Source organism: Stenotrophomonas sp. YJH_SMC_57, assembly GCF_059369755.1.
The window spans coordinates 74,501-87,541 of record NZ_JCAFSZ010000001.1 but is presented as its reverse complement, the minus strand read 5'-3'; the positions used below and the strand labels follow the sequence as shown (position 1 = coordinate 87,541).

Annotated in this window: 12 protein-coding genes and 1 tRNA gene; 9 read left to right on the top strand and 4 right to left on the bottom strand. The window is 67.0% G+C overall.

The window, feature by feature from the left end:
• Positions 1-101: 101 nt before the first annotated feature.
• The 7 genes from AC5P7U_RS00370 (at position 102) to AC5P7U_RS00340 (ending at position 4,617) form a co-directional block, all read left to right on the top strand.
• Complete coding sequence (locus tag AC5P7U_RS00370) at positions 102-686, top strand: LPS-assembly lipoprotein LptE (RefSeq protein WP_049457493.1); 585 nt, start codon at positions 102-104, stop codon at positions 684-686.
• Positions 687-699: 13 nt separating this feature from the next.
• Entirely contained in the window at positions 700-1,737 is a 1,038-nt protein-coding gene (gene holA, locus AC5P7U_RS00365; RefSeq protein ID WP_008266587.1) for a DNA polymerase III subunit delta, read from the top strand.
• A 3-nt stretch (positions 1,738-1,740) separates the two neighbouring features.
• On the top strand, positions 1,741-2,406 hold the full coding sequence (gene nadD, locus AC5P7U_RS00360) for a nicotinate-nucleotide adenylyltransferase (protein WP_049457491.1): 666 nt from the start codon (positions 1,741-1,743) through the stop codon (positions 2,404-2,406).
• Positions 2,407-2,464: 58 nt separating this feature from the next.
• Positions 2,465-2,875, top strand: a complete 411-nt coding sequence (gene rsfS / locus AC5P7U_RS00355) for a ribosome silencing factor (RefSeq protein WP_008265938.1) — start codon at positions 2,465-2,467, stop codon at positions 2,873-2,875.
• A 64-nt stretch (positions 2,876-2,939) separates the two neighbouring features.
• Complete coding sequence (gene rlmH / locus AC5P7U_RS00350; RefSeq protein ID WP_005418108.1) at positions 2,940-3,410, top strand: 23S rRNA (pseudouridine(1915)-N(3))-methyltransferase RlmH; 471 nt, start codon at positions 2,940-2,942, stop codon at positions 3,408-3,410.
• A gap of 22 nt (positions 3,411-3,432) precedes the next feature.
• A tRNA-Asn gene (locus AC5P7U_RS00345) sits at positions 3,433-3,509 on the top strand.
• Positions 3,510-3,681: 172 nt separating this feature from the next.
• Positions 3,682-4,617: an alpha/beta hydrolase gene (locus AC5P7U_RS00340; RefSeq protein WP_414555479.1), complete on the top strand. Its 936-nt coding sequence runs from the start codon at positions 3,682-3,684 to the stop codon at positions 4,615-4,617.
• Between the two features lie 20 nt (positions 4,618-4,637).
• Here AC5P7U_RS00340 and AC5P7U_RS00335 read toward each other — a convergent pair whose 3' ends face one another.
• The 4 genes from AC5P7U_RS00335 to AC5P7U_RS00320 all read right to left on the bottom strand — a co-directional run bounded on the left by AC5P7U_RS00335 (position 4,638) and on the right by AC5P7U_RS00320 (position 10,806).
• Positions 4,638-6,059, bottom strand: coding sequence for a basic amino acid/polyamine antiporter (locus AC5P7U_RS00335; protein ID WP_197564566.1), 1,422 nt, complete (start codon positions 6,057-6,059; stop codon positions 4,638-4,640).
• Between the two features lie 137 nt (positions 6,060-6,196).
• Entirely contained in the window at positions 6,197-8,992 is a 2,796-nt protein-coding gene (locus tag AC5P7U_RS00330; RefSeq protein ID WP_049458001.1) for a TonB-dependent receptor, read from the bottom strand.
• Positions 8,993-9,191: 199 nt separating this feature from the next.
• On the bottom strand, positions 9,192-9,851 hold the full coding sequence (locus tag AC5P7U_RS00325; protein ID WP_308309406.1) for an energy transducer TonB: 660 nt from the start codon (positions 9,849-9,851) through the stop codon (positions 9,192-9,194).
• Positions 9,852-10,068: 217 nt separating this feature from the next.
• Positions 10,069-10,806, bottom strand: a complete 738-nt coding sequence (locus AC5P7U_RS00320) for an SIMPL domain-containing protein (protein ID WP_006460407.1) — start codon at positions 10,804-10,806, stop codon at positions 10,069-10,071.
• A 131-nt stretch (positions 10,807-10,937) separates the two neighbouring features.
• On the opposite strand from AC5P7U_RS00320, the gene AC5P7U_RS00315 reads away from it, so the two are divergent.
• Positions 10,938-11,546, top strand: coding sequence for a Maf family nucleotide pyrophosphatase (locus AC5P7U_RS00315; RefSeq protein ID WP_006460404.1), 609 nt, complete (start codon positions 10,938-10,940; stop codon positions 11,544-11,546).
• Positions 11,539-13,026: a ribonuclease G gene (gene rng, locus AC5P7U_RS00310; RefSeq protein ID WP_008264487.1), complete on the top strand. Its 1,488-nt coding sequence runs from the start codon at positions 11,539-11,541 to the stop codon at positions 13,024-13,026. The genes AC5P7U_RS00315 and rng overlap by 8 nt, the downstream gene beginning before the upstream one ends.
• Positions 13,027-13,041: the final 15 nt, after the last annotated feature.

Sequence of the window (13,041 nt, the reverse complement as noted above, 5' to 3'; positions counted from 1 at the left end):
GCCTTTCCGGTGCCGGGCCATGCACTTGATGGCCCTGCATTCACGCGGCTTCGGGCAGGCTGTGTGTTGCCGTGATCGCCCGGCTCCGCCAGACTGTCTACATGACCCGAATCCTGCTTGCCCTCGTTCTTGCCCTCGGCCTTGCCGGCTGCGGTTTCCATCTGCGCAGCAAGCTGATGCTGCCGACCGACACCGCGCCGGTGAAGGTGGTTTCCACCGCGCCGTACAGCGAACTGGTCAAGCTGCTCAACCGCAGCCTGCTGGCCTCCGGCGCCAAGCTGGCCGACGAGGACAGCAAGCAGCCCAGTACCCAGCTGCAGGTGCTGTCCGAGCGCTGGGGCGACCTGCCGATCGCCATCGATTCGCAGGGCCGTGCGCAGGAGTACAGCCTGCGCTACGCGGTGATCTTCATCTTCCGTCGCGAGGACGGCAGCGAGCTGGTGCCGCAGCAGGTGATCGAGCTGTCGCGTGACTACGTGTCGCCGCCGACCGACGCCACCGGCACCACCACCGAGCGCGAGATCCTGGCTGATGAGCTGCGCCGGGAAATGTCCGCATCGATCATCCGCCGCATCGACAGCGTGGTCCGCGCCGAGCTTGAAAAGGGGGGCAGCCTGTCGGCACCGAAGGCCAAGCCCGTCGAAGGCGCGGTGCCGGCCGAGCCGGTTCCCGCAGCCAAGCACTGAGCGGCGAAGAACGATGGAACTGCGTCCGGAGCAGCTGGCCAGCCAGGGCGCTGATGTTGCACTGGCGCCGGTCTATCTGATTGCCGGCCCGGAGACGCTGCGCGTGCTGGAGGCGGCCGACGCCATCCGCGCGCGTGCACGCGGCGCCGGTATCGGCGAGCGCGAAGTGTTCGACGCCGATGGCCGCGATTTCGACTGGAACCAGCTCGACGCCAGCTTCAATGCGCCGAGTCTGTTCAGCGCCCGTCGCCTGGTCGAGGTGCGCCTGCCCAGCGGCAAGCCGGGCAAGGACGGCGCCGAGGTGATCAGCCAGTTCTGCGCCAACCCGGCGCCGGATGTGGTGCTGATGATCACCGCCAACGAATGGAGCAAGGCCCACCAGGGCAAGTGGGCCGAGGCGGTCAACCGCATCGGCGTGCTGTCGGTGGCCTGGGCGATCAAGCCGCACGAGCTGCCGGACTGGATCGAGCGCCGCCTGCGCGGCAAGGGCCTGCGGGCCGACCCGGCCGCCGTGCAGCGACTGGCCGAGCGGGTGGAAGGCAACCTGCTGGCCGCTGCCCAGGAGATCGACAAGCTGGCATTGCTGGCCGATGGCCAGCCGCTGGATGTCGAACGGATGGAATCGCTGGTGGCCGATGCCGCCCGCTACGACGTGTTCCGGCTGCTGGAGGCGACGTTCTCCGGCCAGCCGCCGGCGGTGCTGCGCATGCTGGCCGGCCTGCGCGGGGAAGGCGAAGCGGTGGCCGCACTGATGCCGATGGTGATCCGCGAGCTGTTGGCCGGTGCCGGTCTGGCCCGGGTGCAGGCGCGGGGCGGCAACCTGGCCGCCGAAATGAAGTCGCGTGGCATCTGGGAGTCGCGCCAGGCGCCGTACAAGCGTGCGTTGCAGCGCCACCCGGAAGGCAAGCGCTGGGAGCGCTTCGTGGCCGAAGCCGGGCTGGTCGACCGCATCGCCAAGGGGCGGGCCGACGGCGATGCCTGGCTGGCGCTGGAACGCCTGCTGGTGGCCGTGGCCGAACCGCGTGCCGTGCGCCTGCTGGCGCGGGCCTGAGCGATGAGCCTGCGGATCTATTACGGGGGCACCTTCGATCCGGTGCACCTCGGGCATCTGGCGATCGCGCGTGCCGCCCGCGATGAACTGCAGGTGGCGGTGCGCATGCTGCCGGCGGCCGACCCGCCGCATCGCGCGGTACCCGGTGCGACCGCCGAGCAGCGCTGCACCATGCTGTCGCTGGCCATCGGTGACGAGCCCGGCCTGCTGCTGGACCGCCGCGAGCTGGATCGTGCGGCGCGTTTCCCCGGTCGCCCGTCCTACACCGTCGATACCCTGCGCGAGCTGCGCGCCGAACTGGGACCGAGCCGGCCGCTGGCCTGGCTGGTCGGCGCCGACAGCCTGCTGGGCCTGCCCCGCTGGCACGAATGGGAGGCCCTGTTCGGGCTGGCTCATTTCGTGGTGGCCGAACGACCGGGAAGCCCGCTGCAGGCCTCGGTTGACGGCGCGCTGGGCCGTGCCCTGGAGGGGCGCTGGGCCGACAACGAACAGGCGCTGTTCGCCAGCCCGGCCGGCCGCATCCTGCGCCTGCACCACCCGCTGCGCGCCGAATCAGCCAGCGCCGTGCGCTCGCAGATCGCCTCCGGCGGGCCCTGGCGCGCGCTGTTGCCGCCGACGGTGGCCGACTACGTTGCCGTCCACGGGCTGTACCGCCCCTCCACGCCGTGAATGCCGCAGCTGCGGCTTGCCCGTATAATCGTCCCCACGTTTATCGAGTCGATCCACTTTGAGCAACCAGACCCAGCCCCAGACCATCAAGGTCGATCTGCCCAGCCCGCCGCCGTCCGTGCCGGAACTGCTGGCCAGCGTCCGCCAAGCCACCGAAGACCTGAAGGCCAAGGACCTGGTCGAGATCGACGTGCGCGGCCGGTCCAGCGTTGCCGATTACATGATCGTCGTTTCGGGTACTTCGACCCGCCACGTCAAGTCGATTGCCGACGAAGTCGTGCGTTTCGCCAAGAATATCGACGTGATGCCGCTGGGCGTGGAAGGCGAGCGCGAAGCCGAGTGGGTGCTGGTTGATCTGGGCGACGTCATCGTCCACGTGATGCTGCCGCGCGTGCGCGAGTTCTACGCGCTTGAGCGCCTGTGGACGGTTGGCGACCAGCCGCCGCCCAGCGACGACGAAGTGGCCTGAGCCACGCAGTGCTGCACCCTTCGACGGCGCCGATGGCGCCGTCGACGTTTTGGAGATGCCATAGATGAAAGCGCGCCTGATAGCCACCGGTGAACGCGCACCCAGCTGGGTCGCGCAGGGGTTCGCCGAGTACCAGAAGCGGCTGTCGCACTGGCTGCCGTTCGAGCTGGTGGAAATCGAGCCCGGTCTGCGTGGCAAGGGCCGCGATCCGCGCCGCGCCACCGAAGACGAAGGCAAGCGGGTGATCGCTGCATTGCCGAAGAATGCATACGTGGTCGCGCTCGACGTGCCGGGTCGCCAGCTCAGTTCCGAGCAGCTGGCGCAGCGCCTGGAACATTGGCGTGGGCAGGGCAGGGACCTGGCCTTCCTGATCGGTGGCCCGGAAGGACATTCGCCTGAAGTCTCGGCATTGGCCGATGAGAAGTGGTCGATCGGGCCACTGACGCTGCCGCACATGCTGGTGCGGCTGGTGGTGGCCGAGCAGCTGTACCGTGCTGCTGCGATGATTGCCAATCACCCCTACCATCGCGCGTGAAGAGTGGTTATACTAGTCGTCTGCCCGAATAGCTCAGCCGGTTAGAGCACTTGACTGTTAATCAGGGGGTCGTTGGTTCGAGTCCAACTTCGGGCGCCACCTTGAAAAACCTGCATCGCGAGATGCAGGTTTTTTTTTGTGCCGGGTAGAGTCGAGCTCGCTCGACTGCTCTGTTGATCGGCCACGACAGTCGAGCAAGCTCGACTCTACAATGCAGCGTCATTGATCAAGGATGTTGATCGTGCGCGCACTCCTGTTGCTGGGCTCGCTGCTGCTTGTGGCGTTGCCGTTCGCTTCAGCGAAAGCTGAGCCTCCCACCTGGCACCCGCCACAGGGCGCCACGGAACTGCCGTTGTGGCCGGATGGCAAGGCGGCGGTGCCGCCGAAACTGAAGGGACCCGAGCAGCTCAGCGAGGCGATCTCCGAAGCCAGTGGCGAACGCTGGATGATGCTGCAGAACGTGGCGGTGCCGACCCTCACCGTATTTCCGCCGAAGGAGCCGGGCAATGGCACTGCAGTGTTGGTGGTGCCGGGCGGCGGTTACCGCGTGCTTGCGATGGATCTGGAAGGCAGCGAGATCTGCCAATGGCTGACCACGCAGGGCATCACCTGTGCGTTGCTCAAGTATCGCGTGCCGGCGTCGGGACCGAACTGGGACCGCGACTGCAACTGCCGCGACAACCCATCGGTGCCGATGGCGCTGCAGGATGCACAGCGCGCGATGGGAATGCTGCGTGCGCACGCCGCGCGCTGGAAGATCGACCCGAAACGCGTCGGCGTGATCGGCTTTTCCGCGGGTGGCCATGTGGTGGCTGGCCTGAGCACGCATGCGGGGCGCAGCTACACGCCGATCGATGCAGCGGACGCTCAGCCGAGCCGACCCGATTTCGCGATGGTCATGTATTCCGGGCACCTGTGGGCAGGGCACGGCAAGGGACTGTCGCTGGTCAAGGACATCGTCGTGGATGACAAGGTGCCGCCAACGTTCATCGCACAGGCCACCGATGACCGTACCGATGACGTGCGCGAATCACTGGCCTACTACCGTGCCTTGATCGATGCGGGCGTGCCGGTGGAAATGCACCTGTTCGCACGCGGCGGCCATGCGTTCGGCCTGCGCAGGCAGGACGCACCGGTCGCGGCATGGCCTCGCCTGGCCGAGCGCTGGATGCAGGACATCGGCATGCTGCCGGAACGCCCATTGTAGAGCCGAGCCCATGCTCGGCTCTACAGCGTCAGCTGGCCCTTCGAGAACGCGACCAGCGTGGTGATCGCCACCAGCAGAATCGCACCGAACAGCACCCACTCCCAACGCGTGAACACCCGCTCGCCGCGCTGGCGCCGGGTCAGCGCGAACAACACCACGCCGGGTACGTACAACAGCACCGACAGCAGCAGGTTGTCGAGGCCGCCGGCGTACACCAGCCACAGCGCATAGGCACTGGCCAGCAGTGCGACACCGAAGTCGCGCCAGCGCACGCCCGGCTCGCCTGCGTAGGCGTGCCCGCGCCAGGCCAGCTGCACGCCGAATGCGGTGGACAGGAAGTAGGGCACCAGGCTCATCGACGCGGCCAGCAGTACCAGTCCGGTGTAGCTGCCTGCATTGACCAGCACCAGCAGCAGGAACAGCTGGATCAGGCCGTTGCTCAACCAGAGCGCGTTGGCGGGCACGCCGCGTGCGTTCTCGCGGCCCAGGAACGCCGGCATGGTGCCGTCGCCCGCTGCGGCATACAGCACTTCGGCACACAGCAGCACCCAGGCCAGCAGCGCACCGAGTACGGAAATGATCGAACCGATGATGATCACCGTGGCCCCCCACTCGCCTACGATGGCACGCAGCACGTAGGCCATCGAGGGATTGGGCAGCCCGGCCAGTTCAGCCTGCGACAGCACACCCATCGACAGCAGGCTGACCAGTACCAGCAGCAGCCAGACACCGAGGAAGCCGATCACCGTGGCGCGGCCGACGTCGGCGCGACGGGCGGCACGCCGCGAGTAGATGCTGGCGCCTTCGATGCCGATGAACACCCACACGGTGACCAGCATCATGCCGCGCAGCTGCTGGCCGAGGTCGCCGAGTGCAGGTGTACCGAGGAAATCCGCGCGGAACACATCCAGGCGGAACGCGCCTGCCGCGAGCACCAGGAACAGCGCGATCGGCAGCAGTTTGGCCACCGTCACCAGGCCGTTGACGATGGCTGCGGTGCGCAGGCCACGCAGCACCAGCAGATGCACGGTCCACAGCAGCACGGACGACGCGGCGACCGCGGCCGGCGTGTTGCCTTCACCGAAGACCGGCATGAAGTGGCCGAGGCCGCTGAAGATGAGCACGAAGAAGCTGGCGTTGCCAAGCACGGAGGCGACCCAGTAGCCCCACGCCGCAGAGAAACCGATGTAGTTGCCGAAGCCCTCGCGCGCATACGCGTAGATGCCGGTATCCAGGTCCGGCCGGCGGTTGGCCAGCGCCTGGAACACGAAGGCCAGCATCAGCATGCCGGCGCCACTCACCGCCCAGCCGATCAGTGCGGCGGCCGGCCCGGCGCTGCGCGCGACGTTCTGTGGCAATGAGAAGATGCCGGCGCCGACCATCGAGCCGACCACCAGTGCGGTCAACGCGGGCAGGCCCAGTCGTTGCGATGTTGCGGCCATGGAGATCCCCTGCGGCAGTGATGCCGCGTGGACACGGTAGCCGCGTGGCCGTGAACACGCCTGCAAGGGCCAGCAAGACGAAGGCCCGGGCAGATGCCCGGGCCTTCGAACGTGCTGCATGCAACGGCGTGCTGCTGTTACTTGAACGTGTACTTGAAGCCGACGGTGTAGTAACGGCCCAGCGCACCGGAGAAGTGCATCGGGTTGTAGTTCACCGCGCCGTAGGTGGTCGGATCGAGCGGGGCGATGCGATCGAACACATTGGCCACCGAGGCATTGAGTTCGAACGAGTCGTTGATGCTCCAGCGACCGGACAGGTCCATCGTGGTGAACGAGGAGATCTTCGTCACCGGCGTGCCATCAGCGTAGAAGGCCAGGTAGCTGCCACCACGGCTGTCGATGTTGTCCATCTTGCTGATGTAGTTGACGATGCCGCTGACGCTCCACGGGCCCTGCTTCCAGGTGGTGCCGAAGTTGACCTTGTCCTTCGGGGTACCGATGCAGTTGGTGACGTCGCAGTTGCCGTGGGTGCCCACGTAGTCAACCGTGTCGCCGCCTTCGGTGCGCTCGAACTTCAGGATGTGGCTCCACTGCAGGTCCAGCTCCAGCTGGCCCGGGCCGATCTCGAAGGTCTGGCGGATATCGGTGTCGATACCGCGCACACGCGACGAGCTGGCATTCACATAGCCGGTGTTGACCGCCAGGATGGTGCCGCTGTTGGCCACGCCATTGAGATTGTTGCTGTCGCGCAGCACGTTGCCGGCAAGAATCGCCGCTGCGGTGCTGCCCTGCACGATCTCGTTGGTGCGCTTGATCTGCCAGGCGTCAACCGTCATCGAGGTGGTCGAGGTCGGCTGCAGCACGATGCCGACCGAGTAGCTCTTGGACTCTTCGGGCTTCAGCAGCTTGTTCGGCTTGGTGATGATGGCCACCGAGTTGGCGCCGCATTCGCTGGCCGCGCCGCCGCTGATCTGGCAACGCACCGGATCGACCGCAGTGGAGAAGGCGGCCAGGCCACCATCGCCGTTCTCGGCCGGGTTCGGCGCGCGGAAGCCTTCGGCGTAGCTGGCGCGCAGGGCGATCCAGTCGGCCGGGGTCCACTTCACGCCCAGCTTCGGCGTGGCCTTGCCTTCACCGCTTTCGTACTTGTCGTAACGCAGCGCGCCGGACAGTTCCAGCTGCTCCAGTACCGGTGCCGACAGTTCGACGTAGCCGGCGTAGACGTTCTGGGTGCCGTCATAGGCCGAATAGCCCAGGCCGATGATGTCGCCCTGGTCGGTGTAGGTCTGCGGGGTCAGGCTGTTGCTGGTCTTGCGCCACTCGGTGCCGATCGCCAGGCCCAGCGGGCCACCCTTGAGGTCCATCAGGCTGCGCGACACGGTGAAGTCGAACATGTCCAGGCTCGACTTGGCACGCGCGCTGATCTTCGGCGAGATGTAGTCGTACAGTGCCTGCGAGTTCTTGCCGGCATCATCACCGATGCGCCACACGCCACCGGCGCAGTTCGCATTGCCCAGTGCGCACTGCACGGCGCTGTAGCGCAGGAAGCCGGTGCGCTCGTTGGTCAGGTCGGTGCCTGAGTGCAGGTAGGCGGTGTCGTAGCTCCAGTCGCCCCAGTTGCCCTTGATGCCGACCAGGAAGCGGTTGAACTCGTTGGTGTTGTCGGTCACGCGCGGGCCGACGTCCCAGGCCGAGTAGCGCACGCGGACCGGCGTACCCGGGGTCGGGTTGTCCGGGTGGTTCGGGCCCAGCACGGTGGCGCCAGGGCCGGAGTTGGCATTGACCGGGCCGCCCGGATAGCCCCAGCCGCCCGACACGCCGGACGGGGTGTTGCTGAAGATGGTTTCCTTCTTCGAGTAGCCGATCTCGGTGTAGATCTCGCCGCCCTCACCGAAGGCGAAGCTGGCACGGCCGAACACGTTGACGTACTTCTCTTCCGGAATCAGGTCGCGGTACTGCTGTGCCGGATCCCACAGGCAGCCGTCGGCGGCGATGCTGGCCGGGGTCTGGCCACCGATGGTGGTCAGGCCGGTGCAGCCGGGCAGCGGCACCAGGTGGCCGGTCGGATCGAGGTAGGAACCGTTGGGGCCTGCGCCACCGGAGGTGCCGCCACGGGTATAGGCACCGCCGAGGAACTGTGCGGTCTTGTCATAGCCCCACGGGCGGGTGTCGCCGGTACCGATCCACTTGCGGTTCTTGCGGTCGCTCAGCTTGATCGCGTCGGTCTTGCCCACGTCCAGGCTGAAGAACGCATTCCAGCCATCGGTGGCCAGGTCGCCGGTACCGGCGGTCAGGGTCGCCTTCCTGGCGTCGCCATCGCTGTCACCGGACAGGCCGTAGGAGCCACGCAGGATGACGCCCTGGAAGTCGCTGCGCAGGATGATGTTGACCACGCCGGCGATGGCATCGGAGCCATAGATCGCCGAGGCGCCGTCCTTCAGCACTTCCACGCGCTCAACGGCGTCGAGCGGGATGGTGCTCAGGTCGGTGAAGACCTTCTGGCCGTCATCGGCCAGGCCATAGGTCGCCATGCGACGACCATTCAACAGTACCAGTGTCGAGCCGGCGCCCAGGCCGCGCAGCGAGATGCCCGCGCCACCGCCGGCAAAACCGTTGCCGAAGGTCTTGGGAATCGAGCCGGCGCCATCGGCGGTGATGGTCTGCAGGTACTCGGCCAGCGAGGTCTTGCCGGTGCGGTCGATTTCCTGGCGGGTCACCACCTGCACCGGGGACGGTGTTTCGGTGTTGGTACGCGGGATGTTCGAACCGGTGACCGTGATGCGGTCGAGGTTGGTGGCCTTTTCCTGCGCGAAGGCGGAGGTGGAAGCCATGGTGCCCACCAGCAGCAGGGTGCCGCCGGCAAGGACGTGGGTGATGGACGATGCCAGGGTGCAGCGGCGGCGGCTGGCGGGCCGTTGGATCAGGTGTTTCACAGCTTCTCTCCTAACTGGAAAACCGTAGCGTTGAGGGCTGTCTCCGGTACTGTCCGGGACGGATCAATCTAGGTTTCCGGCAGGTGACGAAGTAGTGAAATTTTGCTTAATTCGTAACGCCTGACTGCGGGCTTTGCCGAGTCTGTCCTTTCGCATGTGAAGGCCGGCCCGGAAGGTAGCCGGGCCGGCCCTGAAAGCTTCAGTCCGGCAGCGAGAACTGCACCGGTACCAGGCCGATGGCCGGTACCGCTACTCCGTCACGCTGTGCCGGTTCAAAGCGCCAGCGCTTGAGCACCTGCTGGCGGGCGGCCTGGTCCAGGCTGCGTGAGCCACTGCTGCGCTCGATGCTGACCACGACCGGTTGACCACTGCTGTCGACCTCCACCCGCAGCAGTACCGTGCCCTGCTCGTGGTTGCGCAGCGCCGGTAGCGGATAGGCCGGTGGCGGTGCGCTGCGGTACTGCAGCTGGGCGCCGGCCATTGGCGTCGAACTGTCGATGGCCGGGACCGAGGGCAGGGACGCGGGTTCGGCAGCGGGCGTGACGATGCCCTGCGCTTCCTCCAGTGTGGCGGTCGGCGCCGGCAGTGGCGTTGCTTCCTTCGGCATGGTCTGCTGCTTCGGAACAACGTCCACGTGCTGGGGTTCCGTGCGCAGCTTGGGCGGCTCCGGCGGCCTGGGAATTTCCTTGGGGATCAGCCGCACCGTGGTGTTGTCGCGGGGCAGGGTGGTGATGGCCTGGTAGGTTGCCGGGATCAGCAGCAACAGGAAGGCCAGAAGATGCAGGGCGATGGCCGCGCTCCAGGCGGCAACGCGGGCGGGGTCGAAGTGCGGGGATGCAACGGGATACGTACGAACCATGGTCCACCTCCATGCCAGTGACGAAGTCCTCAACGCACCAGGGCCCGTGGCGGGGTTGCCGCACGCGGCTGGCAGTGCATCAGTAGCGCGGCATGGCGGCCACTGCCTAGAGGCAGGGGCATGATCGTTGTGCTGGCCTTCAGCCAGTCCCGGCAGCAGGCATGAAAAAAGGCGGGCCCCGTTCGGGACCCGCCTGGTTCGGCACGGGCGGCGGCGATCAGCGGCCCAGTTCGAACACCACGTCCAGGTTGACCGAGACGGTCGATTCACCCGGCGCGACCGGGGTGGCCTTGTCCATCGCCGCCCCGGCGGCCATGGCACGCATCATCGGCATCGGGCGGTAACCGCCACCGGCGTTCTCGGAGATGCTGACGATGCGGCGCACCTGCAGGCCCAGCGACTTCGCATAGGTCTGCGCACGCGCCTGCGCCTTCTTCAGCGCCGCCAGGCGGGCTTCGTCGTACACCGGCTCGGGCTGGTCGATCTCGAAGCTGGGGCCGTTGATCTGGTTGGCGCCCTGCGCCGCCAGTGCGTCCAGCACCTTGCCGAGCTTGGCGATGTCACGCACCTTCAGGCTGACCGTGTTGCTGGCCTGGTAGCCGGTGATCTTGGGTGCTTCGTTGTCGGCATAGCGGTACTGCGGGTTGAGGCTGACACCGCTGGTCTGCACGTCGCGCTCGGCAATGCCGGCGGCCTTGATCGCGGCCAGCACCTTGTCCATCTGCTGGGCGTTCTGGCGCATGGCGCTGTTGCCATCGGCGGCCTGGGTGACCACGCCGGCCGACAGGGTGGCCACGTCCGGTACGCGGGTGGCTTCGGCGTTGGCCGAGATGTTCAGCAGGGTGCCTTCAGCCGGGGCAGCGATCGACGGCGACGGCGGGGCAGCATGGGCGGTCATCGAGGTTCCAAGGGCGAGGGACAGGGCGAGCAGCAGCGGGGTGGCGGTCAGGCGCATGGAGAACTCCTTGTTGTGCCAGTGAGGGTGGTGTCGTAGCGATGAACGCGCTGTGAGCCTGTTCGGGGTTGAACGCGTTCCGGAACGGGTTGCCGACGATTCAGGTAGCGGCCTCAGGTTATGCTGTGCCGATGCTCTATCTTGCTTCCCGCTCCCCCCGACGCAACCAGTTGCTGGCCCGACTCGGACGCCCCTTCCAGGCCCTGGACCTGGAGGTCGTCGAGCAGCGCGCCGCGGCTGAAAGTGCCGAACAGTATGTCTGCCGGGTCGCCGCCGACAAGGCGCGCGCCGGGCTGGCCCGGGTGCTGGCCGATGACCCGCAGGCGCGGGTGCTCGGTTCGGACACCGAAGTGGTGCTGGACGGTGAAGTGTTCGGCAAGCCGGTCGATGCCGCCGATGCGCGGGCGATGCTGGCGCGCCTGGCGGGGCGCACCCACCAGGTGATGACCGCCGTGGTGGTGGTCGGCGCGCAAGGGCTGGACAGTGAGCTGGTCATCTCCGAGGTGACCTTCGCGCCGATCGACGCCACCGACATCGCCGCCTACGTGGCTACCGGCGAACCGTTGGACAAGGCCGGTGCCTACGCCATCCAGGGCGGCGCCGAACGCTGGATCGAGCACCTGTCCGGCAGCTACTCCGGCGTGATGGGGCTGCCGTTGCTGCACACCGATCGTTTGCTGGCGCGCTGCGGCGTGCCGGCCCCCATTGCCGATGCCGCCAGGGAGGCTGCAGATGTCTGAGGAAATCCTGGTCAATGTGACCCCGCGCGAGACCCGGGTCGCGGTGATCGAAAACGGCATGCTGCAGGAACTGCACATCGAGCGCGGCTGGCGCCGGGGTGTGGTCGGCAACATCTACAAGGGCAAGGTGCAGCGGGTCATGCCCGGCATGCAGGCTGCCTTCGTCGAGGTCGGGCTGGAGCGCGCCGCGTTCCTGCACGCCAATGACGTGGTGCGCCCGGCCCCGGTGGCCAGCGCCGATACCGAGAACACCACGCTGCCGCCGCCGGCCAGCGTGCCGATCGTCGAACTGCTGCGCGACGGCCAGGACATCGTGGTGCAGGTGGTGAAGGATCCGATCGGCACCAAGGGCGCGCGCCTGACCACGCAGATCAGCATTCCCTCGCGCTACATGGTGCTGCTGCCGCAGTCCAAGGTAGTGGGCGTGTCGGCCCGCATCGAAGACGAGACCGAGCGTGCACGCCTGAAGGCGCTGGTGACCGAGCTGTCGGCCCAGCATGGCGGCTACGGCTACATCGTGCGCACCAATGCAGAGGGCCAGCCGGCCGAGGCCATCGCCGAGGACATCGCCTACCTGTCGCGGGTGTGGAACGTGGTCGAGCGCCGCGGTCGTGAAGCCGCATCCTGCAGCATCATCTATGAAGACCTGAGCCTGCCGCTGCGTTCGGTGCGCGACCTGATCCGCAAGGACGTGGACAAGGTGAAGGTCGATTCGAAGGAGACCTTCGGCCAGCTGCAGGCTTTTGTTGCCAAGTACATGCCGGTGCTGGCCGAAAAGCTGGAGCTGTATTCCGGTGACCGCCCGATCTTCGACATGTTCGGGGTGGAGGATGAGATCGGCCGCGCGCTGGACAAGCAGGTGCCGCTGAAATCCGGCGGTTACCTGGTGATCGACCAGACCGAGGCGATGACCACCATCGACGTCAATACCGGTTCGTTCCTCGGCCAGCGCAACCTGGAAGAGACGGTGTTCCGCACCAACCTGGAGGCCGCGCAGGCGGTGGCGCGGCAGCTGCGGCTGCGCAACCTGGGCGGCATCATCATCATCGATTTCATCGACATGGATGATGCCGAGCATCGCCGCCAGGTGCTGCGCACGCTGGAGAAGGCGCTGGCCCGCGACCATGCCAAGACCACGGTGTACGACTTCTCGCCGCTGGGGCTGGTGGAGATGACCCGCAAGCGCACGGTGGAAAGCCTGGAACGCCAGCTGTCGGAAACCTGCCCGCAGTGCAGTGGCCGGGGCAGCATCAAGACCACTGAGACGGTGACCTACGAGATCTTCCGCGAGATCACCCGCGCGGTGCGCCAGTTCGATGCCGCGCGCCTGCTGGTGATCGCCTCGACCAAGGTGGTCGCGCGCATCACCGACGAGGAATCCTCGGCGGTGGCCGAGCTGGAGGAGTTCCTCGGCAAGAGCATCCGCTTCCAGGCGGACGAGCAGTACCTGCAGGAGCAATTCGATGTCGTTCTGCTCTGATCCTCGCCGGCCGCA

What these genes read in the sequence shown, in the direction of transcription:
- AC5P7U_RS00315 (WP_006460404.1), top strand. Translation starts at nt 10,938, where the DNA reads ATGCTCTATCTTGCTTCCCGCTCCCCCCGACGCAACCAGTTGCTGGCC.
- rlmH (WP_005418108.1), top strand. Translation starts at nt 2,940, where the DNA reads ATGAAAGCGCGCCTGATAGCCACCGGTGAACGCGCACCCAGCTGGGTC.
- AC5P7U_RS00335 (WP_197564566.1), bottom strand. Translation starts at nt 6,059, where the DNA reads ATGGCCGCAACATCGCAACGACTGGGCCTGCCCGCGTTGACCGCACTG.
- nadD (WP_049457491.1), top strand. Translation starts at nt 1,741, where the DNA reads ATGAGCCTGCGGATCTATTACGGGGGCACCTTCGATCCGGTGCACCTC.
- AC5P7U_RS00370 (WP_049457493.1), top strand. Translation starts at nt 102, where the DNA reads ATGACCCGAATCCTGCTTGCCCTCGTTCTTGCCCTCGGCCTTGCCGGC.
- AC5P7U_RS00320 (WP_006460407.1), bottom strand. Translation starts at nt 10,806, where the DNA reads ATGCGCCTGACCGCCACCCCGCTGCTGCTCGCCCTGTCCCTCGCCCTT.
- AC5P7U_RS00325 (WP_308309406.1), bottom strand. Translation starts at nt 9,851, where the DNA reads ATGGTTCGTACGTATCCCGTTGCATCCCCGCACTTCGACCCCGCCCGC.
- holA (WP_008266587.1), top strand. Translation starts at nt 700, where the DNA reads ATGGAACTGCGTCCGGAGCAGCTGGCCAGCCAGGGCGCTGATGTTGCA.
- rng (WP_008264487.1), top strand. Translation starts at nt 11,539, where the DNA reads ATGTCTGAGGAAATCCTGGTCAATGTGACCCCGCGCGAGACCCGGGTC.